The organism is Candidatus Paceibacterota bacterium, assembly GCA_041660505.1.
Taxonomy (GTDB): Bacteria; Patescibacteriota; Minisyncoccia; order Phycocordibacterales; family JACRKE01; genus JBAZWG01.
Map to the genome: position 1 here is coordinate 657,684 of JBAZWG010000001.1, position 25,550 is coordinate 683,233.

Consider the following 25,550-nt stretch of genomic DNA (forward strand, 5'->3'; position numbering starts at 1 on the left):
TCTAGCGAAGCGTTTTTTTAGTACAATATAACCATGGATTTATTAAAGCAACTCGCGGTGCTTGGGGCTTCGCTCTTGGCCTCTCTACCTGTTGTACCGACTGTGAATAATCCGCTTCCGACACGTACTGTGCAGGCGCCCGTCCTGACCGCCAGTGTCGTCCCGCCGGTCTACACACCGCCAGCGCCGGTGATTAACCCCGCACCCGCTCCTGCTCTTTCTCCTACTCTTGCGCCGGTTGCTCCGCTCGCGGCTGTTACCGTATTCAATCCGCTAAATTCTCTGTCGAAAAATCTCTCGGCCTTACAAAAGGCGATGAACCTTCTCACTTCCACTCTGGCGAAGCAGAAGACAATCACAAAGACTACTATTATTGCGAAAAGTCCGAGCACTATTTCCCAATACGATTTCCAAACCCAACTCAACCAGCTCGAGAATAAACTGACGGCGCAGATATTCGCCAACTCCAGATCAAGCAGTCTGCAGACGACTGCTATTTATCAGACCATCGGCCAGGCCACCAGAATAGACGCTTTGAACAGCGTTGATATTTCGGGCAGTACTATCACGAGCTCAAGCATTACAGGCTATCTGCCTACCGGCGGAGGCAGTCTCTCCGGGTTATTGTCTGCACCGTACGCAAGTACTACAATGATTACCGCCGAGACAGCCTCGACCACCAATCTCACAGTTTCGGGTTCAGCAACTTCAACATTCGCAAACGGCATCAGTATCGCAAGCGGTTGTTACAAATTGCCTGATGGTTCGTGCGCCGGCAGTGGGGGCTCATCCGCATCATCTACAATATTCTCTGTGGCGAACAGATTGTGGGTAGGCGGTACTGCCACCACGACCATCGATTCAACCGGGCTTCTGACCACACCAAATCTGCTCGCAACCGGTTCCACCACCCTCCAGAATTTCACCGCTGTTAATTCGACGACTACCAACGCGACTACGACGAATATGTATTCGTCTTCGCTCGTTGCGGGCAACGCAACAAGTACCAGCTTCTTCGCTACCAATTTCTGGGCCACGACCGCTTCCACCACCAATCTTACAGTTTCCGCCACCACCACCACTTCCGCCCTCGCCATCACCGGTAACTCTACCTCGACCGGCGCGAATGGTATTAATCTCTCGGCCGGATGCTTTGCGGTCAACGGCACTTGCGTTGGCGGGGGAGGTAGTGCAACGCCTGCCGGCTCCACGGGTCAGATACAATTTAACACCGCAGACGCTCTTGATGCTACATCGTCTCTGGTCTGGGACAACACGAACGGCCGTTTCGGCATCGGCACATCATCTCCGCTTCACGGCCTAGACGTAAACTACCGCACCACAGCCTTGAACTCCACAAACGATGGCGCGCTCGACGCTTGGAGGACGAATGGAACGGTCCTACCGAGCATAATCGAAGGGCATAGTGTGGTTGTGGCGAATGGTTATATATATTCGATTGGTGGCACTAATAATACCGACGTCATTTACGCCAAACTCAATAGTGATGGCAGTGTTGGGGTTTGGAGTACTACAACATTTTTACCGGAAGCGTTTTTAAACGGTGGTTCGGTCGTCGCAAACGGATACATCTATATAATAGATGGCACTGGCTCTGGTAACACCTATTATTCTAAGATTAACGGAGATGGCACACTTGGCGCGTGGAATGCGACGACCGTTCAGTCGGCAGGTAAATATGGTGTTTCTGCGGTATCGGTCAATGGTTATATTTTCGCCTTCGGTGGGTCTGATGCGATCTACTCGGCTAAAATAAATGGCGACGGCACTGTTGGAGCATGGGCGACCGGAGTAAATCTTCTGCCAGAGCCAATATCTTATCAAACATTCGTTACTGCAAACGGTTATATTTATGCTATTGGTGGTTGTGGAGATGTAAACTGTTCCTCGAATAAAGTTTATTACGCCAAGGCGAACAGTGATGGCACGACCGGCGCGTGGGCTACGGCAAGCGACTTGCCCGACACCGCAGATGGGTCTACAGCCGTTGTTGTTAACGGCTATCTATATGTCATGGGCGGGTATAGTGATATTGTCGGTACACCAGTGAGTACTGTGTACCGAGCAAAATTGAATGCCGGTGGCAGTGTCGGTGCGTGGAGTGTCGACACATCTATGCCAGGCACTTCCTACTACGGCGCTTCGGTTACTGCCAATGGATACATATATACTCTCGGAGGAGAAGACGTGGCATTCAATGCCGTCGACACCATATTCTACACCTCCACCGCTCGTACGCAGATTGCTGGGGCACTTGATTTGATAGGTCTCTCTGCCGCTTCAAGTACTCTGGCAGACGCAGGACTTGCGGCAAGCTCTATTTATGCCGGAGACATCTTCAGCACACACGACCTCTCTGTCGCCGGTAACACCTCGCTTTGGAACGGACTCTCGGTAAACGGCGTCAGCGCTATGGCTTCGACCTCTGTTACGGCGCTTACTGTTTCCGGCGCGGGCAACGGCGCTACCACTCAATGTTTGCAGGTTGATTCTGCGGGTGTCGTCTCCGGTTCAGGCAATATCTGCGGTGCCGGTACATTTATATTCAATCCGGTGCAGAACTTCGGTGTTAATGTCAACTCGACGTCAACTCCAATGTGGCTGACAGCCGGGATAATGGCATCGTCTACATCCTATTTTGGAGATGTTTCTGCCGCATACGCAACCTCATCCCATCTGGCTCTCACCAATGTCACCGATGGGCTCTCTTGGTTCCCGGACTCCAACAATCGTGCGCACCTTTCTCGCGACGGCCTCGGCACCATGAATTTCGATTTCTTTGAGTCTTTGGTCAGAATTGGCACTATCGGGGGTGCATATCCATTGGTTCTCAAGACTAACGATACGGAAGCATTGCGCATCGATAGCTCCCAGAATATCGGCATCGGCGGTGCGCCGTCGGCAGATAAATTAAGAGTTGTTGGCAACGAGACGGTAACCGGCATTTTGACAGTCTCCGGCGGAGCCGCTATAGGAACTGTTACCTCCGGTACATGGAACGGAACTGCTGTAAGTTACGCGAATGGTGGTACAGGTCAGACAAGCTGGACCAAGGGCCAGCTCCTCTATGCAAGCGCCGATAATGTACTCGACAAACTTGATATAGGGAGCTCGGGCAAGGTGCTTACCGCCTCCGTTGCCGGCGTGCCGGTGTGGGCGGACGGCATTGCTGGCGGGGATGCTATCGGCGGCGGTTGGTCTACGACAACAGATAATCTAATCGCTTATCCGACAGATCCGGGTGAAGTTATAGTTGTCGGCAACTCCGGTACGTCTACGCTCGGCACCGACCTTAGTGCCAGATTTGAATTGTTTGGCGGGTTAGCGCTATTCCATAAAAATATAATAATGACCGACAGTGCGATGATTGGTATTGGTACTTCCTCGCCCTACGCTCCTCTTTCTGTCTTGGGTCAGATAGTTTCATCATACTTCACCGCGACCACATCTACGGCTTCATTGTTCCCGTACGCGAGTACGACCATGTTCACCTTTGTAACAGCTTCGACCACCAACCTTGTTGTGTCAGGCACGGCGACCACAACCGGTCTCGCTGTTATCGGCAACGCCACCTCCACGTTCGCAAACGGCATCGATTTGGCTGCCGGATGTCTTCTTATGAACGGCGAATGTTTCGTCGGTGGAGCCACCCCAGCGGGCGTATCCGGCAACATCCAATTTAATTCCAGTAATGCCCTGGCGGCAAATTCTAATCTGACATGGAATAATACTGCCGGCATGCTCGGTATCGGTACCTCTACTCCATATGCTGCGCTCTCTGTTTGGGGCAACTCTACGACGACGGGCCGAGCCTTCGAGATATCGGACAGCGCATCCACCACTATTTTCTCCGTTGATAATTCCGGCACGACCACCATCAGCTTTTTGAATGTCGGTGCCGCTAGCTTCGAGGAAGATGCCGGCGCGGTTTCGTGGATAAATATGCCGACCTCGACGACCACGGCAAATATCCAGCTCTCATATTCTGCACAGATAGCGGATACAGACCTGCTCACGGTGTTTGCGAGCACGACCGTGACGGCTGGCTCGCCAACCAACTATAAGATTGTCGTTGGCACAACTTCGCCTGACATTCTGGGTATAAACAACAACGAAACCACACCTCTCATTGTGAGCAATGGCGGGCTGTGTATTGGATTCGGCAGTACCGATTGTGCGCGAGCGCTTACGGCGGGGGATATCTATTACAACAGCGCACATGCGAGTTATGGTGACGTCGCGGAGCGATATCCTTCGATGGGGAGCCCTGTGGCCGGAGAGATTGTCTCTCTTGACCCACTGCATCCCGCCTTTGTCGAGCGCGCGTCTAAGACCGCCAGTACCACACTACTTGGTATCGTGACAACAGCGCCCGGCATGGTTCTAGGTGGAAGGGATCTCGATACGAGCGGTGCTTCGACAACCGTCGGCGTAGCACTTTCCGGTCGCGTACCGACGAAGGTTAATCTTGAAGGCGGAGAGATTAAGATTGGCGACTACATAACTTTATCATCAGTAGCGGGCGTGGGTATGAAGGCGACAACTTCCGGTCAGACTGTCGGTATCGCGCTAGAAAATTATAACGGTAACGGTGGCAGTGATATTGGTAAAATCTTGGTATTCGTCAATCTCGGCTATCAGAAGCTTTCGCCTAATCTTGCCGATGGCAACTTGGACCTCGCCGGCCAAGCTATCACGAATGTTTCTAAGCTCACTTCAGTATCAGGCAATTGGAGTTTGGACGAGAACGGTAAACTTGTAATAAAAGATTTGACTGTTGGCTCATCAGCACGGCCGGCCGGCGTGACGCTCTTCGATAAAGCTACCGGCGCCGCTTACTGCTTCTATATAATGAACGGTGCGCCGGCGACTGCCTCTGGAGATTGCGCCACAGCGAATATTTCCAATTCTAATTCGACTCCGGCAGTTGAGCCTACTGCTTCGGGTACGTCATCTGCCGACACATCCGCCTCATCGGCGGACAATGAGGCTCCGGTTGTTACGATAACAGGTCTTAATCCTTCAACGATAGACGTAGGTTCAAGCTACAGCGATATGGGGGCGACAGTCACAGACAATGTAGATCACAATCTCGGCATAATTACAACGGGCGATCAGATAGACACCAGTATATTGGGCGCACATGAAGTTATGTATAATGCCACGGACTCGGCGGGGAATAAAGCAATAGAGCAGATACGAACGGTAAACGTAATAGATCCAAATGCAACTACAACCACACCATGAGACTCAAACTGGCAATTTTTCTCCCCCTTGTTTTCATGGCCTTGCCCGCTCACGCCGCATTTGTTATTTCACCTACGCTGGGCAACATCACCAGTGGGCTTGTTGGCTGGTGGACATTCGACTCAAGGGACATAACGAGTGGTACTGTCACGAACCGAGGAAGTCTTGGTGGAACCGGCACTCGTGTTGGCGGCACGGCTGGGGTGGGAAAGATTGCACAGGCTTTGAGTTTCGATGGTTCGACCGGTTACGTGGACGTCGGTAATAGTGGTAGTTACGATGCGGGTGCAAACTGGACGGTATCATCGTGGTTCACAAATACGCAAAGTTCTTCAGAGGAGCGATATATTGCAACTAAATACAATGGCCAACAGGCATGGTTTATTGGTACAAAAATAGATGGTTTTGCGGGAATTGGTTGTGAGGTTAGGTCCGGTTCTCCGGAGACTTTTACATACGCAATCGATAGTAGTAGCGAATATAGGGACTCAAAATGGCATTTCGTCGCCTGTACCAAATCGGGAACTACAGTCAAGATTTACATAGATGGCATATTGAAAAACTCATCGACCAACGCAAGTCTCGGTAGTTCCAACACCGGAACGCGAGAGGCTGTCATCGGTGGCGTTGATACGGGTAGTCCCAGCGCAAGCTGGCTCGGCAAAATAGATGATACGCGAATTTATAATCGCGCACTCTCCGAGAGTGAGGTTTATACATTATATCGATATGGAAGCGCAAAAATAGTTATTAACTCTGTGGCCGCCATGGGTCAAACAGCAAGTGCGAAAATCACAACTAATTCTTCACAGATTTCACAGCCGAATAATCTAAAAACCGGATTGATAGGTTACTGGACGTTCGACGGCAAAGATATGACGGCAACGGCGGCGCTGGACAAAAGCGGCAATAACAATACAGCAATAGCGACAGGATCCCTTCTGCCTATCGCAGGAAAGATCGGTCAGGCAATGAAGCTCGATGGGTCAACAAATTGTTTTACGGTAACTCAGACAGCCTCATTAAACAGCTTCAGCAGTCAAACAATATCAGCTTGGATTAAACCTACGAGTGTGATTGCCAGTAAAAATTTCGTATATAAGGTTCATACAGACGGCAATGTTATGTATGTATTATGGCGAAATGGTTCTAGTTGGAAGTATTCGGTTGCCCCTGTTGATACTCAATATGACGCTGTTGCTACAGGTAAAGCCATCTTAAATAAATGGTCTCATGTCGTAGGCGTTTATGACGGCTCTAATATTTATATTTACATTGATGGTATAGCTATAGGATCGCCCGTAGCGGTAACAGGGACAGTCGATACGGGAACTGCCAAAAATCTCGCAATCGGTGGCAACTCTGCAGTCGCCGCGTGCCCAGCTAGTTCATCAGCTAATGGAATAATAGATGACGTCCGCATCTACAACCGCGCACTGTCGGCAAACGAAATATATCAGCTCTATCGGTTGGGTAAATAGCAGAATTATTAAAACCAGCTTCTGATTTCCTGCATCTGCTGTTTGTACTGATACGATGGCGACTCGGCCGGTGTTTCTAATAAAAGAGGAATAAATCCGCCGGTTTTTTTATTCAAGAGCTCGATGAAGTTTTTCAATCCTTTTTTACCAATTTCGCCTCGATCTATATCTGCATGTCTGTCGAGCCTGGAGCCGCACGGGTTTTTAGAATCGTTAAAGTGCGCGCAGGCCAGATGTTCCAGCCCGACTGTTTTATCGAATAAATCCAGTGCTTCGCTGGCAGATTTTTCATTCGTCCAATCATAGCCGGCGGCGAATGAATGTTCGGTGTCCAGGCAGGCTTTGAGATGTTTAGACCTATGATGCTTCAGAATATTCTTGAATATCGTGCCGTAATCTTCAAACGCAAAGCCGATTTCTGTGCCTTGGCCGGCGGTGTTTTCTAATATCAAATCTACTTTAAGTTTTTCGGCTGTAGGCAAGATACTCGCAATTTGTTTCTCGAAATTTTCTCGCGCCACAGCCGGATCCTGACCAACCGTCTTACCCATGTGAAGGACGACACCGTTTAATCCACAGGCCGAGGCGATGGCCAAATCTTCCTCCAAGAGTTGGAACTGATAAGAATCGCGAGGCTGTTTCTTGGCGAAATTTAAAAGATACGAGGCATGCAATACGCCGTACGTAAGTGGGCTAGTCTTGAAGTAGGCGAGAGCCTCGGCCGCTTCTGATTTAAATTCGCCCTTAAGTTTTCCCGAGCGAGGACTCTTGCCGAACATGTGTAGGGCAGTGGCACCATCGGCCACGGCACTCTCAAAAGCGCCCTTGTACCCCCCGCCGGCGATAGAATAAAAAGCACCAAGTGGGTTCTGAAGCATGCAATTACTATAACATATTGATTAAAAGAGGCGAGCGAAATTTAAAGTTGCTATCAAAAACCGGCTGTGATAGAATACCAATGTGCTTGTGGGGCGTCAGCCCTGTTCGGCTAATACATAAGCTGAAGGCAGGCACAACAAAGATACTCCGTAACAACGGGGTGTTTTTGTTTTTTTAATCCTCGTCCGGATGCCCCTTCATTGTCGTAAAAAACTTTGTGTCGCGATACCTATTTGTGACCCATGCTGGAACGATACTCCAGAAATGAGGAAGTCCATTGTCGCCAACCCTTCTAATTATAACCTTGATTTTTCTACCGTCGATTATCGCAATAATTCCCCAATAATGTACCGATTTTGTTTTTTGGATTCGTGCTTTATGACTTTTGACCGAGAATTCCTGTACAGTTTCCTCGAACTCTTGATAGGTAGTAGAAAGGCCAATTAACTTTATTGCCAATGGTAGCAGCTTAAACCGAAGTATTTGAGACGGACGCTCTCTTTCGGTTCGATGATTTTTGAACAAAATATGATTGAACCCTTCTGACGGAAGGTGAATTTCCTTATTGAGAGCAGGAGAAAATACAATATGAACGTTTCTGTAATAGTTAAATGCGTTTTCCTTCAGTTTGGCATAGTTCAACAGGTCGTCCATGCTCATATTTTAACACGAACACAACAAAAAAGCCCTTGATTTAGTGCCCTTTGCATTTGTCCCTTCTCCTTCGGAGAAGGCCAGGATGAGGTGGTATCTTAAATCCCTGAAATTGCCAATTGCGCCACGGCTTCGAATACCTTCGGATAGTCTGCGGCTAAGGTGGCGAGGACTTTGCGGTCGAGTTCTACGTTCTTCTTTTTGAGGTTGCCCATCAGCTTGCTGAAGGAGATGCCGTGTTTCTTCGATTCTGCGCCGATCTTGGTCTGGAAGAGCGCGCGCATATCACGCTTCTTGTCGCGGCGATGGCCGAAGGCGTATTGGTAGGCGTGAGCGAGGGCCTCCTTGGCAGCGGCCTCCTTCTTGGAGCGGCCGAAGCGATAACCCTTTACCTGCTTGAGTACGTTTCTGCGGCGCTTCTGCGCGTTTAGTCCTTTCTTGATTCTGGCCATATCTTTAGTTTAAAAATTAAATATCAAAAATCAAAATTTGAACTTTGATTTTTTATTTTTGATTTATGGAAGTACGAGGTAGCTCGATAATTCCTTGCGGCGCACTTCGAGCTCGACTCCGCGCTTGTTGCGAAGCTGTTTCGAACGGCTCTCTTTGGCATTAAAGTGATTTTGCCCGGGCTTGCGACCGATGACCTTGCCGTTCTTGGTCACGCGGAAGCGCTTGGACATTGATTTCTTTGTTTTCATGATTATTGTTTTTCTATAGTTACTGCTAAACCCTTCATACTTTTCTTTATCGGGTCAGTGACCTTGAACGGCTCGGTGATAAGAACCAGAATTCGTTCCAAACGCTCCTTCAAGAAGTTGAACTCCATATATTTGGAACGGCCCTTGAGGAAGAGCTCGATGTGAACTTTGTGCCCTTCCTTCAGGAACTTGGAGGCGTTCTTGGCCTTGAGCTCTAGGTCGTGGTCGCCGGTGCCCACCTTCACTTGGAGCATCTTGAGCTCCGAGACATGGGCGTTCGCCTTGGCCACCTTCTGCTTCTTGTTTTCGAGGTACTGATACTTGCCGAAGTCCATGATCTTCGCCACCGGGGGTACGGCGGTCGGGGAGATCTCGATCAGGTCTAAGCCCTGCTCCTTCGCGACTCTTAGCGCCTCGCTTATGGAGATAACGCCCAAATTTTGACCATCACCCATAACAACCCGTAATTCGGGCGCGGTAATCTGGTTATTTATGCGTATTTTCTTATAGAACAAGGTAGGCAAATAATAGTACAGAATGGGGGAAAAAGCAAGCGGGCGAGGCTTATTTGGGCTCTATGCTCTTAGCTTGGGGCGTATCATAAATAGTCTGCGTGTTGCGTTCTCATAATACGCATCGTCGCGCCCATGACTTGCCTTTGGCTCAACCATGATACTCGGTTTAAAGCCGAGACCCTCTTTTACAACATTCGTGATAAGTGCCGTAGATTCATCATGTACCTTTTGGTATGAGTTGCCGGTATGAGGCGATATGCCCGGTAAATATGAACCGGAAAATATTACGGCGTCTATTGTCCCCGGCTCGCAACGCTCTTTTATTTCTGTCAGGCTGTTTGATAGGTCTGCGATAAATTTATTTTTATTCTCGTCGCTCTTCAAAAAGAATGTCGGGTTTTGATGGGTTAGGAATGAAATATCGACGCCGAGCTCTTTGTCTTGGCCGGTTACAACGAGCCCGGTGCAGTCGGCGTATTCTTTCGACAGCTTATCCCGTCCGTCGACAGGGGAGATGACATAACTTTTCTCGCCGGCATTCTTGATACGCTTTTCTGTCAGTTTCTTCGGGTCGGCATAGAAGCTTAGTTCTATAAGTTTATTTTCTCTTTCCGCAAGTTCTGTCCGTATAACATTTTCAACCATATTAGATAGGTGCAATGTCGGTCCAGGCTGTTCTTTATAATCCCACCAATCGCCAAGGCAAGCCATGATAGGTTTAATATCAGGATTCAGATGTTCCAGCCCGGGACGCTTCTCTGTTTCTGTAGAAATGTTTTCACTAGTCATATTCAGTATTATAACAGAGCAAGGAAGCACCAAAAAGCAATTTCGAAATCAGTTTGACTTAGAGTCAACAGCATGGTATAGTATAACCGACTAAGAACTTTGACAGACAGGGAAAGGAGGTGAGAAATTTGTCTGTTTCGGTCGAAATCCTGCAGGGTGCACACCAGCACATCCTGCCAGCCGGTATGCTCAAGCTGATCCGCGTACTGTTGCGGATAGCTGGCTACCGCGGGCGGTGGTTTGTAATGCACGGCCCGGCCATCACCGGTACCCACCACACGCAAGGTGTACGGGTGAAGGAGGAGTTGGCACCGGACACAGTGGGCACCGTGGAGCTGGATTGCCAGCCTGGCGACAATAAGTCCAGGCGGACTATGTGGCTCCACATCCAGAACGGCTATCGAAAGGAGGAGGTGATAGCCAAACTCAAGGCGGCAACCGCGAAGCTGCGCTGGCCACCTACCAAAAACAAGAAGCGAAAGAAGCTAATACCCAAGGTTTCTTTCGCGGAATTTCTGGCGCGTGCAGTGCCGGAACAAGGAGGACATACCATGGAAGATCCCAACAAAACCGGCGTCCCAACGCCGGAGGCACCGAACACAACCGAGGGCGAGACCGGCAACAAGCCGGCCAGGCCCAAGTACCAGGGTAGCCCTGCCGACGACCCGGTGTGGGTCAAGCGAGCAGTCGAGGCTTTCTTGAAGGCAACTGCCGGGGAGAAGGTGATCAAGGCGAATCTCCTCGGGAAGTTTCTCGGGAGAGAAGTGGATCGGTGGTCGTCCCGGACCGTCAAGGCCCTCGTGAACAGAGGGTACTTGGTTCGGGTCCACGCGCACGGTGACCCAAAGAAGGCTGTGGTCGCCTACGAGGTCACAGATAAGGCGCTCGCGCTCGTGCGCGGCGTCGAGCCGGAGAAGGATGACGCAACCAAGCGCCGGCTCGAGCGCCTCGCCAAACTTGAGGAGAAGGCGAGACCCATTCTCGAGCTCGAGAAGGAGCTCGTTGTCGCCGAGGATGAGATTTCGCGCCTAGAGTGTGAGTTGCCCGCGGCCATGTATGTGGCCGAAAAAATCAAGAAGCGCCTCTCGGAGCAGGAAGACGAGGCGAAGCAGGCGCGCGAGCTCCTGCGGGTCCTCGATGGCAAGGACGACAAGAGCTAGCCTTTCCCCGTGTGCCCACCCCGACGAAGTGTCGGGGTGGGCGAGGCAAGCGAGTGAGAGCCTGATAGATTAAGAACCTATCTTAATCTCGCTCAAATAACAAAACAGATCACGCAAAATACGTGGTCTTTTTTGTTTCTAATATACATCATTTCTGTGCTATAGCAGAGCGGTGATGTATGTGTCGGAGGCGAGACCTCGGACAATAAAGAGATTCTGAAACTGGTTTAATCAGGTCGACATTTGGCCATAAATATGGTAGATGTAAAGGCCGTACTCGCTGTTTTGACATAATAATACTGACTGAAACTATTTAACATAAAACACTACAGAGCTTTGCTCGAAAGGGGACTCATCATGGACTTTACGCTTCAGGAAAAAGATGGTCTGCCGGTTTTGCTCGCAGTCATGAAGATTGTCCGGATGGTTCTCTCGATGCTCCCCGGAATTTTCGGGGAGTTCTTCATCGAGCCGGCAGGAGACAAGCGGGTAGAGAAGGACACGCCTGATATGTCCGTCGCCCAGTACGTCCCGGGTGTCGTCTATATCAAGGTTGTGGTCAGCCGACCCACGACTGGCAAGAGGCTTTACACCAGCCGGCTCTATTTGCCAGCCGGCATGGAAACCTATAATTTCCTTGCCGTATGCAAGGCGATTATCGACTTCATGTTGAAAGCCAAACCGCCACCACCAGACCTGTGCATTAAGAAGATCGAGGTGGAACCACTGCCTCTGATGGCGGAGGTTAAACCTCCGACGGACGCGGAAGATCCAGAAGAGAAAGACCTTCTGGCTGGTCTAGAACATCCGGCCGACAAGGTCGAGATTCCGACTCCTGTCCCCGCGCCCGCAACCGAGCCAGCTCCGGTCATGATGGCGGAGGTTAAACCTCCGCCAATCGACCTCGGTATCCCGCTCGAGGAGATCGAGGCGCAGTTCGCGCCGGATATTCCCGAGATTGTCGTGGAGCCGGAGGTTGAGTTGCTGCCGATGTTAGAAGTGGCGGAGGAGCCGGCAGAGCCGAGGGCGCTCACACCGACGGAACGCCTTGCCCTAGTAGCACGAGGCGAAACGGAGAAGGCACAGGCGGCAACGCCTCCACCGCCAAAGCCGACGAAGGTTGACTTAGGCCTCCGGCTCAAGAGATGGTTCGGAAGCGAGGATAACTTCGCCTCCGTTTCTCTCATGATGGCGGCGCTCGTGAGGGAGGCGGGGTATTCCGACCACGTGCTGAAGTATGGTGTGGAGGATTTCCCCAAGGCTTCCACCCTCGAGCGGCAGGAGATTGAAATCCTTGGCCGCAACGAGTGGAGTGCCGAAGTCGATCTCCACCTTCGGATTGGTGGGAAATTGGTCAACTTCAAGACGAAGCTCAACTTCGGCAAGCCCCAGCGCGGGGAGCGGATGTTTCGCAATCTGCAAACTGCGGCGCGCCGACTCAACAAGTACTTTCGCCGATAGAGGTGGGTCAGTCAGAGCGCCCGCCCCGACGCAGTGTCGGGGCGGGCGAGGTCAAGAGAACAGTCTGAATGTAGCCAAGGAGAGACCTCCGCTCGAAACCGGAGGACTCACCTTCGCTTCAAAATAATTCGGGCTGTTTTTTTAGTTTATACTCCAAAGAAACAACATCTCGTTTTCCAGAAATTCTAAATAAATAAGCGGTCGCTGATTAATTTAGACAAACACTAGCCGCCGAAGGTCATGAAGTTGGCGCTTTCATATTTGCGTACGCCGTACTTGAAAATATTTATTGATAGGAAGAACCAGAATATTGATAGTGTAAAAAGTAAAATTATTTTATCCGGCGTGAAGTTCCTAATCGCCTCAATAGGTAAGGCGCCGACCAGTAGTGACGGAATAATAAATGTGTAAACGAATCGCATCCCGCCTTGGAACGCTCCGCCATGGAATAATGTCGGTGTCATAAAGAGCTCGAAGAGTCCGGTCGTAACAGTATTCGCATCGACGAAGAAGAAGCTGAAGGAGTATACAGTAACCACAGCAGAGAAGAACACAAGTGTTGAAATAATTATAAGCGGTATCGCCAACAGGATTTGGAAAACAGAGGCATGAATTAAAAAGGCATAGGCAATAAGTCCGACAATGCCGAAGGTCAGATCGCCGAGCGCAGAAGCGCCGAAGGCCGACGTGGCTATTCGCAATAGTAAATTTTTTGGCGAGAGCATAAATCGATCGAATGAGCCGGACGACACATAGTCAGCAAGTTTGCGCAGACCGCCACAGGCAGAAAATACGATACCGTAACTGATTGCCAAGAACCCTTGCATGCCGATTATGTCTGACGCTGTCCATCCGCCGATGATACCGACAGATTTAACGAAGAATACCCAGAGAATAATGAAGGCGATATTATTAAGCGCCATGCCGATGACGTTCATAAGGAAGCTGGTGCGAAGTTCCGCACTGCTCTGGATATTCTTCTTTATTGCATATAAGGCGAATTTAAGTTCATTCATATTTTTATTCTAACCGCCGTTTACAGAAACATTAACTTTTGCTTTATTGAACATAAAATATACAGCGATAGACAGCACGATTATCCAGACAGCCTGAATGCTTAACAGTCTCGGCCAATCGGTTTGCCACGTTGCGTAGACGGTGTGAGTGATAAAGAATGAAGCGCCGAATGGGCTGTATGTGGCGAGCTTCTGCATAAATTCCGGGAAGAGGGCGACAGGGAGGTATGACCCGCCCAGTATCATCACGGCTTTGTTTACTATCCAAAAGACCGGTACAACATCCTCTATCCAGAAGGCCAAAAGCCCGACGACAGAGTAAATGAGGATATTAAGGACAGTGCAGAATAGAAGCGTGATGACAAGCGTTGGCAAGAAGATATTTACAGTCATTGTGTCAGGGATGCCGATGAGGAGAGCCAGAATTATTGTAGAAAGTATTGTGATGAAGGCGAATGAATACAAGCCGGCGCCGATTTGCCACCATATTCTGTATGAGAGATACGAAATGGGTTTAGAAAGCAAAACCTCAACGTTGCCGGATTGGACGTCTTGCATAATTAGCCGAGCGATATCGCGCAGACGGAAGACAGAGAAGGTGAAGTAGAAAAAGATGCTCCACGCGGCGTAGGAGAATGGTATGCCTTTTATTATTCCGCCATTAAGTTTGTAGACGTACCAATACAAGCCAAGTAAGACTCCGCAACGCGCCACCATCGTCATAGTATCTATTGCCAACCGGCCCGGGTATTGGATGTGGTCTCTGACTTGCGTCGTAATTATTTTATTGGCCAGCCTTATCGCTTTCATAGATGTGTCTGATTACCGCCTCAAGGTCGGCGTTGTTCACGTCGATGTCCTCAACTTCGAACAGGTCGAGCAATTTACGGAGAGCGTTTTTTACCGAAATTTTATTTATATCTACGATGACGGAAATTTTATTCACGTCTTTAGAGGCGTAGCGTATGCCATCCGGCAGTTCGGGGAAGTTCCGGAAATGTTCATCGGCGATAAGGTCGATGTATTTCTCGTAAACGAAGGCCTTGGCCAGTTCATTAGTCGGCAAGTTCTTGATTATCACGCCATGATTGATGATGATGGTCCTGTCGCAGAGAGTTTCGACATCACCGACATCGTGCGAGGTTAGGAATATTGTCGTTTTCTCTTCTTTATTTATCTTAAGAAGCAAATCGCGCAGAGATTTCTTGGCCACCACGTCGAGGCCGATGGTTGGCTCGTCGAGCAGAATTATCTTAGGCTTATGGATGAGGGCGGCTGCGACTTCTGCCCGCATACGCTGGCCGAGCGATAATTTCCTAACCGGTTGAGTGGCAAACGAGCCTAGGTCGAATATTCCGACCAATTCTTCAATCCGCTTTTTTATTTCCGTATCGGTCATGTCGTACATCACGCCAAAGAATTCGAACGAGTCTGTGATGGGCAAGTTGGGCAGGAGTTGTGAACGCTGGCCGAAGACAGTACCTATCTGATAAGCGAGTTTCTTTCTGTCCTTTGCTGGGTCAAGGCCTAAGACGCTTATTTCTCCCGCAGTTGGGTATAATATGCCCGTAAGCATTTTAATCGTAGTGGACTTGCCTGCGCCGTTCGGGCCGATAAAGGCCACTCGCTCGCCGCTTTTGACCGAGAGGGAGATGTTGTCCACGGCTATTATCTCTTTGGTCACGGGCGCAAAGAGGTTTCTGACCCATCCACGAGAAGAGTCTCTGGCCGAAAAGGCGAACTTTTTCGTCAGATTAGTAACAGTTATCGAATTGGATTTCATGCCAAATTAGTATACACTAATTCAGTATGTTTACCGAAATCCGCAACAAGAAGGCCCACTTTAACTACGATATCCTCGAGAAATTTGAGGCGGGGATAGAGCTTTTTGGATTTGAAGTAAAATCAGTGAAAGGCGGGCACGGGAGCTTGGAGGGAACACGCGTTATTATTCGTGATAATGAGGCATATCTAATAGGCGTAAATATTCCGCCGTATCAGACGGGCAACACGCCGGCTGGGTATGACCCAACGCGCACGCGCAAGCTTTTACTGACTAAGAAGGAAATTAAAGAGCTGATTGGTAAGGGCGAACAGGCAGGCTTGACTATCGTGCCACTGGCGTTGTATAATAAGAGCGGACGGATCAAAGTAAGCATTGCGGTCGCCAAGGGTCGTAAGAAGTACGACAAGCGCGAAGTCTTAAAGAAGAGAGACGCCGAACGCGACATTCGCAGAACTTTGTCATCGTAACAGGAAACCTCACATGTGCCTCCCTCGCGTCTTTACCCAGCTAACGCTGGGCTCCGACGCCGACTCGGGAAACACAAGTGAGGTTGCCTGTTGCAAAATACGGGAGTGCCAGGCATAGACAAGGTGCGCAACTTTGCATATGCGAAGCCGATACTGCTCGAGACATCGTAAAAATTCGAGCAAAAGATAAATGCTAACTTATCTAAAGTAGCAAAGCGAATGGTATCCCCATTTATGGCCTTTGCTCCGGCATTAGCGTAAGCTCGTGCTGATTCCCAGCTTTACGTTGGGACGCGTACCAGACCAATATCTCATAGGCCGGGACCACGTGTCATACATTGAGGTTTAGTTCCGAAAGGTCTCGAGTCGGAATGAAGCCCGAAAGGGCAAGAGACTAGCGCGAGTCATCGTTTGTCTGTTTACAAATGACTTGTGCGAATCACCCGGCAGCTCCGGGAAAAGCAGACTACGCTTCGTAGAAATAGTAAGGCCAACACTTTGCACTCGGGTTCGATTCCCGACACTTCCACTCGACGCGCCCCGCCCCAAAAAGGCGGGGCTTGCTCGTGGCAAGCCACCCCGACGCGCGAGTGCCCTGAGCGTAGTCGAAGGGCTTCTGTTATAATACAATTATGTATTGTCTGTATATGATTAAAAATTCAAAAAACGATTTATACGTCGGCATCACTGAAAATCCGGACACGCGTGTTCGCACACACAATAAAAATTGTGGTGCGTGGTTTACAAAAAATAAACCAGACTTTAATTTGGTTTTTCTGGAAGAATACGACACGCTAATACAAGCCAGACAAAGAGAAATCCAAATTAAAAAATGGCGGCGAGAAAAGAAGGAACTCCTGATTGAGAGATACAAACTCGGATCCGATACAAAAGTTAAAACATGAAGGCCACATGAAGGAGGCCTTCATGTGGCCAAAAGCTTGCTCTAAGCCTCAGGCGGATAGTACCTGATCAACAAGTAGCTTCTCGTGGCGGAGAGTAGAAATCCCAGATTGTTTTGGGTGAACGAATAGGTTTTCTTGTTCGCGCCCTGCGCCCTTATCACCGTCTCCATTTCGCCAAGCAGGTCTCCCAGCTCGAGCTTGACTGTTCCGCTCGTGAACTTGAGCCTGAGGATATCCTTCGCCCACCGATACTTTCCAGCGAGTCGCAACGTCTCGAGTGTCTCCCTGAATAGTTCTCCAGGGAGAGTCCCGTCTTCGGACCTGTTCTCCCAAAGAGCTAGAACTGTGGATTTCACGAGTTCTCGTTGAGTGGATTCTTGCCCGATAATCTCGTCCATGTTGACCTCCGCACCAATCCCCTGGTTATTTGGCCAATAAGTAGTTGTTGGCATCAATATCGGCATCCATACTAACGATTATTTGGAATTAAGCAAGTCTGTTCAGTTTGGTGTTCTGTCTGTGGCAGATTACTTGTAAGCCTCGACATTAATTTTCCCTTTACATCTATTCTGTTGTCGTGATAGATTTTTAATGTTGTTTGAACGGTCACTTTACGTTAGGAGGCGCGATGAAGGCAATCAATTTGCCCGACTACTGCGTTTTCACGGTTGTGGGGGACGCGAGCACCACTTACCAGCGGGTGCCCGGAGTCCTCGGCAAGAATCCGGGAGACGAGAGCATCCCCGCGACCATCTTCTTTGAGGGTCTGCGCGGGCAGATAATCTTGATCCCCGCCGACGCCGAGGCTAGGGTCTGTAACACCGGACCCAAGCCTCGGCCGCGCGTCCGGTTCGAGCCGGACGACAGTATCTCGTCCACGTGACCACTTGCCCCGGTTCGCAATCCTGCGACCGGGGCGTCCCGTTTCTTATTTTTTATTTAGCAAGCTGGACTTGAATTTCTTCGGATGGTGGGCGTTTATGAACTCGTACTGGATTTTCATTTTTTTTAATTCGCTCACGATGTTCTCTTGGTCATAGCCGAGGAATACTATATCGGGTTTATATTTCTTCAGAATCTCCCATGAGCCGAGATGTTTGTCGCCCATGACGACTTTGGCCTCCGGCATACTCTCCTTCACGCCACGCATTCGTTCGCGGGCGGATTGTTTAGGAGAGTGATCTTTGAGTTCGCGGACGAGCGTGTCGTGCGTAACGACGACAATAAGCTTCTGGCATTGGCCGGCCGCCTCGCGGAGGAAGTACTCGTGCCCCGGGTGCAAGTGGTCGAAGACCCCGAACAGCATTCCTGTTTTTGGCATTATTATATAATATCACAGTTGTTCACAGATTGCTTTGGCCTGCAAGGCAGAAACTTCCAACATATATTAGTCTATAGTATACTGCGGGCATAAGCAGATAGCTTTTTATATTTGATATATGAACAAAATACAATCAATACACGCGCGGGAGATACTTGACTCGCGTGGCAATCCGACGGTGGAGGTAGACCTTACGCTGGAAGGTGGCGCGATGGGGCGAGCCTCGGTGCCGTCCGGTGCATCGACCGGTACTTATGAAGCGCTGGAGCTCCGCGATGGCGACCCGAAACGATATGGAGGCAAAGGAGTATTGAAGGCGGTCAAGAATATTAATGAAGAGATCTCCTTTGCAATAATCGGCAAGACCGTTGACCAGACCCTATTAGACCAAACTCTCATAATGCTCGACGGTACGCCGAACAAGTCCAAACTCGGCGCCAACGCTATTCTCGGCGTCTCGCTGGCTTATGCTAAGACGTCTAAGACGCTCGGCGTCTCAAAACAGGACCCGGACGCCGAGCGTCAAATTCTTTTACCGGTACCGATGATGAACGTGATAAACGGCGGAGCGCACGCAGCCGGCTCGACCGATATTCAGGAATTTATGATCGTTCCGCATGGTTTGCCAACTTTTCATGATGCTTTACGCGCAGGTGCAGAAATATTTCATGCATTAGGGAAAATTCTTAATAAAGAAGGTTTTCAAACTACCGTCGGTGACGAAGGCGGTTACGCGCCAGCCTTGGGTGGCAACATGAGTGCGGCCAAATTTATTGTCGAAGCGATAAATGCGGTAGGTTACGTTCCGGGTAAAGATATAAGTATTGCGCTAGATATCGCAGCAAGCGAGCTCAAAGTCGTGTCCGAGGAGAGACCTCTCTCTGGAGGACTCACCTCGGACTCTATATACGAACTCAAGATTGCCAAGAAAAAAATGACAACAGAAGAGATGGTAGACTGGTATGCGGAGATGATTACGAACTATCCGATAGTCTCTATAGAAGACCCGCTACACGAAGATGACTGGGAGGGCTATAGTAAACTCACAAAACGTCTGGGTGATAAAATACAAATAGTTGGCGACGATCTCTATGTTACCAATATGACCCGCCTAGAGCGCGGTCTAGTAGAGAAAAGCACGAACGCAATTTTGATAAAATTAAATCAGATCGGTACAGTATCGGAGACGCTAAAAGTAATAGATAAAGCGAAGGCGGCCGGTTGGGGCACAATAATCTCGCATCGTTCCGGCGAGACGGAGGATACAGCAATAGCCGACCTGGCAGTAAGCACTGGAGCTGGCCAGATTAAAACCGGCTCACTCTGCCGAGGCGAGCGTACGGCGAAATATAATCAGCTTCTTAGATTGGAAGAATCGGCGGGCGACAAGGCGGTGTACGCCGGACTAAAATTATTTAAATCTCCTTCACGATAAGCATATTGGTTGGAGTCCCCTTGGTGTCGAACGGAGCGCCGGCGGCTATCACAACCTTGCCACCTATTTCACAGATACCATGCTTAAGGCAGTGGCTACGGACGAGATCGAAGGCTTCATCAATAGTCTTGAAGCGGGGGATGATTAGCGGATAACAGCCAAAAGAGAGCATCACTTTCTCCGACGCGTGTTCATTCGGGGTCATGGCGACGATAAGCCTGTTGGGTTTGAAACGCGATATCATCCTGGCGGTAAAGCCAGACTCTGTCAGGGCGACAATGAGCTCGGCGTTAATATCATGAGCAAGTTTTACCGCAGAACTGGTGATCGCGTCCGGGATCTCGGTGTTGTCTGATTTATATTGGAGATCGCGCTCGGGATAATTCTGTTCTATCTGTAGCGCGACGCGCGACATTACTCGCACCGCTTCGGCCGGATATTTGCCGAGTGCGGTTTCTTCCGAAAGCATCACGGCGTCGGTGCCGTCTATGATGGCATTGGCGATGTCTGACACTTCAGCGCGCGTTGGTACTGGTGAATTTATCATCGACTCGAGCATCTGAGTCGCAGTGATGACGGGCTTGCCGGCGTCATTACACTTTCTGATTATCATCTTCTGGATCATTGGCACCATCTCGGCTGGTACTTCTATCGCCAGGTCGCCACGCGCGACCATGACGCCATCAGAGAGGGCAATTATCGCATCGATATTGTCGACGGCCTCCGGCGTTTCGATCTTGGCGATTATTCCCGCATCACTGCCGGCCACGTCTAGGATAGCGCGCAACTCGGCAATGTCGTCGGCGTGGCGGACGAATGAGAGTGCGAAGTAGGTAACTTTGTTATTCAGGCCGAATTGCAGGTCTTCTTTGTCTTTTTCTGTAAGCGCGCTTATAGACAGGTTGGCGCCCGGCAGATTCACTCCGCGTCGGCCCTTAATTTCTCCGCCGACTATCACTTTACAATGCACTTCTTTGCCTTTAATACTCGTTACTTCCAAGCGCTTCTTTCCGTCATCCAAGAGTATCTGTCCGCCAACCTTTACTTCTTTCGGTAAGAGGGGATAATTAACGTAAGCACGAGTGGTGTCGCCGGTTATTTGTTCGGTCGTAAGTGTAAAGGGCTCGCCAGAGACAAGTTGTACGTGTTCAGTACTAAAATCTCCAATACGTATTTTGGGCCCGCTCAAGTCTTGAATAACCGCTATTGTTTTACGGGTCTTACTTGCAGCGGCTTTAACTGCCTCCAGGCGAACTTGATGCTCTTCGTGAGAGCCATGAGAGAAATTAAAACGGGCGACGTCGAGCCCGGCTTCTATGAGATTCGTCAGAATTTCCGTCTTCTCTGTTGCCGGCCCGATAGTGGCGACTATCTTAGTTTTTTTTCTGAGTTCCATGACTACTTTTGACTGTTATTTATACCGTCTTATTTTACACCATGTATCCGCTCGCGTCTATACTAATTGTCAAATTTAGTGTATACTTTAGGCGGTTCTTTTATATTAAATAGTTCGCCTATGACCGCAGATTACATCCATCATGGGGGGCACATAGAATTACACGGCCATAAGACAGTACCGAAGCAATACCGTGGCGCCCTAGAAGTCTCCAACCGCACATTCCCAAGTGCGCCGAATTTCTTCGTCGTTCAACTCACCAGGATGTCTGTTGTTATACTTTTTATGTCGGCGGTGTTCGTTTTAGGACCGTTATTGTACATTAGGCGACTCATCGGCGGATGGGAAGTGTCACTCATTTGTGCTGGTCTTATCCTCGGTATTCTTGTCGTCTTGTATGCAATTTACCTCAATTTCTGGATGCAGAAATTTAAGTTCAAGTTCTTTCCAGATTATATCGATGTGACAGCCGGAGTATTTCGCAGAATCGAGAGAAGCGTGCCGTTCTCCGGCATTCGGAATATCCGCGTCAATCAAGATATGTTTGAGCGGATGGGCAACGTCGCCCATATTCGGGTAGAGAATGCCATCACGGGAGGAGTGCTGGAGGGCGACCAATCAACCACACTTACTCTTATGGGTTTTCCTGTAGACGAGGCGTATCGGTTAGCAGATATTATCAACTCTTGCATTCGTCCTGAGCACAAAAATAAATAATAGATCGCATGTTAAAAAAGGACAAAAAAGAAAAAAAGAAGAATAACGGATCGAGCCCCCTCGAGCAGCTTTCTGGTCAGATTCTGATCGCGATCGTGGTTCTAATGATCTTCACCAGTGCTTATTCGCTATTTTCTCCTGAAAAAAAGACTCAAACGGAAGTGCCGGTATCTGACGTTGCGAAAGAAATAACGCTTGGTAATGTAACGAAGATAGCAGTAGAAGGCGATCAGCTTAATATCACGTTAAGGGATGGTAAGACAGAGTTCGCCAAAAAGGAACCGGGGAGCACCGTGTACGAAACAATCCAGGCTTACGGCGTAAGTCCCGACAGATTATCCGCTGTGCAGATAGAAGTGCTCGGCCCTTCCGGCTGGGACTTTTTCTTCGGTCTTGTGTTGCCCTACATTCCGCTTATAGCACTGATTCTACTTTTCATCTGGTTTCTTTCTAGGCAGGTTAAGGTATCTTCGATGCAGGCATTCTCTTTCGGCCAGTCCAAGGCGCGCATGATTGATCCTAACGATGAGAAGCAAAAGGTTAGATTTTCTGATGTGGCCGGTGCCAAGGAGGCAAAAGAAGAATTGATGGAGATTGTCGACTTTCTCAAGAACCCAAAGAAATTTCTGGATATTGGCGCGCGTATTCCGAAAGGCGTAATACTAATGGGACCACCGGGCTCGGGTAAGACTCTGCTAGCGCGCGCAGTTGCCGGCGAGGCTGGCGTGCCGTTTTTATATTTATCAGGATCCGAATTCGTCGAAATGTTTGTGGGTGTCGGAGCTTCACGCGTACGCGACCTCTTTAATATGGCGAAGAAAGCGGCGCCGGCAATAATATTCATAGATGAGATTGACGCAGTTGGCAGACATCGTGGTGGGGGTGTCGGTGGTGGCAATGATGAACGCGAACAGACGTTGAACCAAATTCTCGTTGAGATGGACGGCTTCGAGCCGAACGATAAAGTTATCGTGATGGCGGCGACGAACAGGCCGGATGTGCTTGACGTGGCACTGCTCCGCCCGGGCCGATTCGACCGCCGCGTTACTATCGACTTGCCGGACATTAACGATCGTGAAGCGATACTAAAAATTCATGGCGCCAAGATGCCGTTTGCTGAAGATGTTAAGCTCCGCACAATCGCCGAACGCACCCCGGGATTCTCCGGCGCCGACCTTGCGAACTTGATGAACGAGGCATCAATCCTCGCCGCTCGCGAAGAACGTACTAAGGTTGGCCAATTCGATCTTATAAGATCGGTAGAGAAAGTCATGCTCGGTCCAGAGCGCAAGAGCCACGTTCTCGGCCCGAAAGAGAAAGAGATAACCGCTTATCACGAGATGGGCCACGCTCTTATCGCTTCTGTATTGGAATATTCCGATCCTGTGCACAAGGTGTCAATCATTTCTCGCGGTCGGGCGGCAGGGTATACTCTTAAACTCCCACTTGAAGAAAAAAGGATGCACACCAAGAAGCAGTTTATGGACGACATCGCGGTTTCCTTGGGCGGCTATACGGCAGAGCAGATGATATTCGGTGATGTCACGACCGGAGCATCGAATGATATTGCTGTCGCTTCGGCGCTCGCAAGAGATATGGTGACGCGTTACGGTATGTCGGACAAAGTTGGCCCGGTGGATGTGGCCGGCGACGATCATATGCTCATTGCCGGCGGTAGAATTTCCGGCACTGGCGTATCCGAGAATACTGCCGCGATTATCGATTCTGAAGTTTCTAAAATCATGAACGATGCAGGAACGCGCGCCAAGAGGATTCTTGCCGAACACGAGAAGGCGCTCCACAATATGTCGAACGAGCTTACCAAGGTAGAGACGATAGAACGCAAAGAGTTCGAAGACCTGCTCATCTTGAACGGCATCAAGCCGAAGAAACTCCCTGATAATCTGCCCGTGTCAGAACCGGTGGTTATAACGCCGGAAACATAAAGCGATGCGCGTCCGTTACGTGTACGCTTTAGTGTTCGTACTCATTGCCTCAATAGGCTTTTTCGGTTTGCAAGATGCCGGTGTCGTAAATCTAAGTTCCGCCTATTCCTATCTTGCCGGCATTTTCTTCGCCGAGAAGATTACTCCCGACGCGATACGTTCCGAATACGCAAATAGCTCGCTTAAAGTTCTGATTGTACCAGGCCATGAAAAAGACACCGGCGGTACGGAATATAAAAATCTCAAAGAGCGCGAACTCGTGCTCCAGCTCGGGAAGTATCTCCAGGAGGAGTTGAATAAAGACACTCATCTCACGTCTCAAATTACCAGAGACGGATCCGGCGACTTCACTCAATGGTTCAAAGATTACATAGCGGAGGGCAGTATTGACGTTAAGGTTTTTACCACCTCGGCAAAAGTTAAGACTGCGCAAGCTATAATTCAAGGACTTTTCACGCCGACTACAGGGGTCGAACATAACACCGCGCCCGGTCCGACCGCGCTTGTTCTCTACGGCATCAATAAATATGCGAACGAACATGCTGTCGATTTGGTACTACACTTACATCTGAACGATTACCCGAGACGATATACAAATCAGCCCGGTAAATATACCGGATTCGCGATTTATATACCAGAAAGTCAGCTTCCGAACACCCGTTCGAGTAAGGCCATAGGAGATAGTATTGCCAGAGAATTGGCGCATATCGAGCCTAGGAGCAGTTATAAAAAAGAGCAGCCGGCCTTGGTCGAAGACCAAGAGCTCATCGCCATCGGCTCCTATGGTACGCGCGATGGCGCGTCATTGCTTATCGAGTACGGCTATATTTATGAGAAGAAATTTACAGATCTCAAACTCCGGGACAAAACTTTGCGCGACCTGGCCCACGCTACCTACCTCGGAATCGAAGATTACTTTAATCAAAAGGTCGCATTGTCTACGACGCGATAGTTTGATAAGCTTACATCCTAACCGCCCTTAGCTCAGTTGGTAGAGCAAGCGTCTTATACACGCTGGGTCCTTGGTTCGAGTCCAAGAGGGCGGACTGATTTATTAAAGAAATGAAGAAAATATTTCTGATACACGGATTTGAAGGTGAGCCGAACGGAGGATGGAGACCATGGCTCATGGGCGAACTTGCCAAATACGGCGTGTACGCTTGCGCTTTACCAATGCCATCGCCAGAAAAGCCTATCTGTAAAGACTGGCTTGCAATGATTGATTACTGCATCGGTAAACCGAATAAAGATACGTATTTAGTCGGCCACAGTCTGGGTGTGCCGGCGATTCTAAGATATTTGGAAAAAACAAAAGTAAAAATAGGCGGTGCCGTTCTGGTCTCCGGACCTATTAAAACAAAAAAAGGATACAGGAACGGTAAACTCGATACATTCTTTGCGCAACCTTTTGATTTAAAATTGATAAAAAGGAAAGCGAGCAAGTTCACTGTAATTCACGGAGACAACGATCAGCTTGTGGATATTACGCAAGATGAGGAGCTAGCAAAATTGCTTTCGTGTGAATTGATAAAAGTGAAGAACGGAGGACACCTGAACGGATCAAGCGGCTTTCGTGAATTACCCCAGGCGCTTGTTGCTCTCAAAAAAATCGCGTCATTAAAACCGTTCAAGGGAACAATCTACTGATATATT

At 49.4% G+C, this 25,550-nt stretch carries 24 protein-coding genes, 1 tRNA gene and 1 other RNA gene; 14 read left to right on the forward strand and 12 right to left on the reverse strand.

What is annotated here, in order from left to right; translation table 11 throughout:
* Positions 1-33: 33 nt before the first annotated feature.
* Together WC764_03520 and WC764_03525 are read left to right on the forward strand one after the other, a co-directional pair.
* Positions 34-5,268, forward strand: a complete 5,235-nt coding sequence (locus WC764_03520; GenBank protein MFA6006766.1) for an immunoglobulin-like domain-containing protein — start codon at positions 34-36, stop codon at positions 5,266-5,268.
* A complete protein-coding gene (locus tag WC764_03525) occupies positions 5,265-6,749 on the forward strand; it encodes a LamG domain-containing protein (protein ID MFA6006767.1) in 1,485 nt (494 codons plus the stop codon). Before WC764_03520 ends, WC764_03525 begins: the two co-directional genes overlap by 4 nt.
* Positions 6,750-6,757: 8 nt before the next feature.
* Here the strand turns inward: WC764_03525 and WC764_03530 are convergent, their stop codons facing one another.
* From WC764_03530 to WC764_03555, 6 genes are all read right to left on the reverse strand, one after another.
* Positions 6,758-7,627, reverse strand: a complete 870-nt coding sequence (locus tag WC764_03530) for a deoxyribonuclease IV (GenBank protein MFA6006768.1) — start codon at positions 7,625-7,627, stop codon at positions 6,758-6,760.
* Between the two features lie 175 nt (positions 7,628-7,802).
* Positions 7,803-8,288 carry a hypothetical protein gene (locus WC764_03535; protein MFA6006769.1) on the reverse strand — a complete coding sequence of 162 codons (486 nt, stop codon included), beginning with the start codon at positions 8,286-8,288 and terminating at the stop codon, positions 7,803-7,805.
* A 92-nt stretch (positions 8,289-8,380) separates the two neighbouring features.
* Positions 8,381-8,734, reverse strand: coding sequence for a 50S ribosomal protein L20 (gene rplT / locus WC764_03540; GenBank protein MFA6006770.1), 354 nt, complete (start codon positions 8,732-8,734; stop codon positions 8,381-8,383).
* A gap of 63 nt (positions 8,735-8,797) precedes the next feature.
* Positions 8,798-8,983, reverse strand: coding sequence for a 50S ribosomal protein L35 (locus tag WC764_03545; GenBank protein MFA6006771.1), 186 nt, complete (start codon positions 8,981-8,983; stop codon positions 8,798-8,800).
* 2 nt (positions 8,984-8,985) lie between these two features.
* A complete protein-coding gene (infC, locus tag WC764_03550) occupies positions 8,986-9,498 on the reverse strand; it encodes a translation initiation factor IF-3 (GenBank protein ID MFA6006772.1) in 513 nt (170 codons plus the stop codon).
* Positions 9,499-9,558: 60 nt separating this feature from the next.
* Entirely contained in the window at positions 9,559-10,287 is a 729-nt protein-coding gene (locus tag WC764_03555) for a hypothetical protein (protein MFA6006773.1), read from the reverse strand.
* A 119-nt stretch (positions 10,288-10,406) separates the two neighbouring features.
* Between WC764_03555 and WC764_03560 the strand changes: the two genes are divergently transcribed.
* A complete protein-coding gene (locus WC764_03560) occupies positions 10,407-11,447 on the forward strand; it encodes a hypothetical protein (GenBank protein MFA6006774.1) in 1,041 nt (346 codons plus the stop codon).
* A 555-nt stretch (positions 11,448-12,002) separates the two neighbouring features.
* Positions 12,003-12,908 (forward strand): hypothetical protein, encoded by a 906-nt coding sequence (locus tag WC764_03565; GenBank protein MFA6006775.1) that lies wholly within the window; start codon positions 12,003-12,005, stop codon positions 12,906-12,908.
* Between the two features lie 224 nt (positions 12,909-13,132).
* Here WC764_03565 and WC764_03570 read toward each other — a convergent pair whose 3' ends face one another.
* From WC764_03570 to WC764_03580, 3 genes are read right to left on the reverse strand one after another with little or no spacing between them, the layout of a single operon-like run.
* Positions 13,133-13,924 (reverse strand): ABC-2 family transporter protein, encoded by a 792-nt coding sequence (locus tag WC764_03570; GenBank protein MFA6006776.1) that lies wholly within the window; start codon positions 13,922-13,924, stop codon positions 13,133-13,135.
* Positions 13,925-13,933: 9 nt separating this feature from the next.
* Positions 13,934-14,734, reverse strand: a complete 801-nt coding sequence (locus WC764_03575; GenBank protein ID MFA6006777.1) for a hypothetical protein — start codon at positions 14,732-14,734, stop codon at positions 13,934-13,936.
* Positions 14,709-15,707 (reverse strand): ATP-binding cassette domain-containing protein, encoded by a 999-nt coding sequence (locus WC764_03580; GenBank protein ID MFA6006778.1) that lies wholly within the window; start codon positions 15,705-15,707, stop codon positions 14,709-14,711. Before WC764_03580 ends, WC764_03575 begins: the two co-directional genes overlap by 26 nt.
* Before the next feature lie 26 nt (positions 15,708-15,733).
* Between WC764_03580 and smpB the strand changes: the two genes are divergently transcribed.
* From smpB to WC764_03595, 3 genes are all read left to right on the forward strand, one after another.
* Entirely contained in the window at positions 15,734-16,177 is a 444-nt protein-coding gene (gene smpB, locus WC764_03585) for an SsrA-binding protein SmpB (protein MFA6006779.1), read from the forward strand.
* A 101-nt stretch (positions 16,178-16,278) separates the two neighbouring features.
* Positions 16,279-16,709, forward strand: a transfer-messenger RNA (tmRNA) gene (gene ssrA / locus WC764_03590).
* 100 nt (positions 16,710-16,809) lie between these two features.
* Positions 16,810-17,082 carry a GIY-YIG nuclease family protein gene (locus WC764_03595; protein MFA6006780.1) on the forward strand — a complete coding sequence of 91 codons (273 nt, stop codon included), beginning with the start codon at positions 16,810-16,812 and terminating at the stop codon, positions 17,080-17,082.
* 41 nt (positions 17,083-17,123) lie between these two features.
* On the opposite strand, the gene WC764_03600 is transcribed toward WC764_03595, so the two are convergent.
* The gene (locus WC764_03600; GenBank protein ID MFA6006781.1) at positions 17,124-17,534 is read right to left on the reverse strand and encodes a hypothetical protein; all 411 of its coding nucleotides are present in this window, start codon (positions 17,532-17,534) and stop codon (positions 17,124-17,126) included.
* Positions 17,535-17,710: 176 nt separating this feature from the next.
* Here WC764_03600 and WC764_03605 point away from each other — a divergent pair, with 176 nt between their 5' ends.
* Positions 17,711-17,965, forward strand: a complete 255-nt coding sequence (locus WC764_03605) for a hypothetical protein (GenBank protein ID MFA6006782.1) — start codon at positions 17,711-17,713, stop codon at positions 17,963-17,965.
* Positions 17,966-18,010: 45 nt separating this feature from the next.
* On the opposite strand, the gene WC764_03610 is transcribed toward WC764_03605, so the two are convergent.
* Complete coding sequence (locus tag WC764_03610; GenBank protein MFA6006783.1) at positions 18,011-18,403, reverse strand: adenylyltransferase/cytidyltransferase family protein; 393 nt, start codon at positions 18,401-18,403, stop codon at positions 18,011-18,013.
* Positions 18,404-18,521: 118 nt separating this feature from the next.
* Between WC764_03610 and eno the strand changes: the two genes are divergently transcribed.
* On the forward strand, positions 18,522-19,838 hold the full coding sequence (gene eno / locus WC764_03615) for a phosphopyruvate hydratase (GenBank protein MFA6006784.1): 1,317 nt from the start codon (positions 18,522-18,524) through the stop codon (positions 19,836-19,838).
* Here eno and pyk read toward each other — a convergent pair.
* Entirely contained in the window at positions 19,819-21,234 is a 1,416-nt protein-coding gene (pyk, locus tag WC764_03620; protein ID MFA6006785.1) for a pyruvate kinase, read from the reverse strand. The two genes, eno and pyk, sit on opposite strands and share 20 nt — an antisense overlap.
* A gap of 120 nt (positions 21,235-21,354) precedes the next feature.
* On the opposite strand from pyk, the gene WC764_03625 reads away from it, so the two are divergent.
* The 5 genes from WC764_03625 (at position 21,355) to WC764_03645 (ending at position 25,544) form a co-directional block, all read left to right on the forward strand.
* Positions 21,355-21,951, forward strand: coding sequence for a PH domain-containing protein (locus WC764_03625; GenBank protein ID MFA6006786.1), 597 nt, complete (start codon positions 21,355-21,357; stop codon positions 21,949-21,951).
* A gap of 8 nt (positions 21,952-21,959) precedes the next feature.
* Entirely contained in the window at positions 21,960-23,897 is a 1,938-nt protein-coding gene (gene ftsH / locus WC764_03630) for an ATP-dependent zinc metalloprotease FtsH (GenBank protein ID MFA6006787.1), read from the forward strand.
* A gap of 4 nt (positions 23,898-23,901) precedes the next feature.
* Entirely contained in the window at positions 23,902-24,849 is a 948-nt protein-coding gene (locus WC764_03635) for an N-acetylmuramoyl-L-alanine amidase (protein MFA6006788.1), read from the forward strand.
* A 21-nt stretch (positions 24,850-24,870) separates the two neighbouring features.
* A tRNA-Ile gene (locus WC764_03640) sits at positions 24,871-24,943 on the forward strand.
* Between the two features lie 16 nt (positions 24,944-24,959).
* Positions 24,960-25,544, forward strand: coding sequence for an alpha/beta hydrolase (locus WC764_03645; GenBank protein MFA6006789.1), 585 nt, complete (start codon positions 24,960-24,962; stop codon positions 25,542-25,544).
* Positions 25,545-25,550 lie beyond the last annotated feature (6 nt).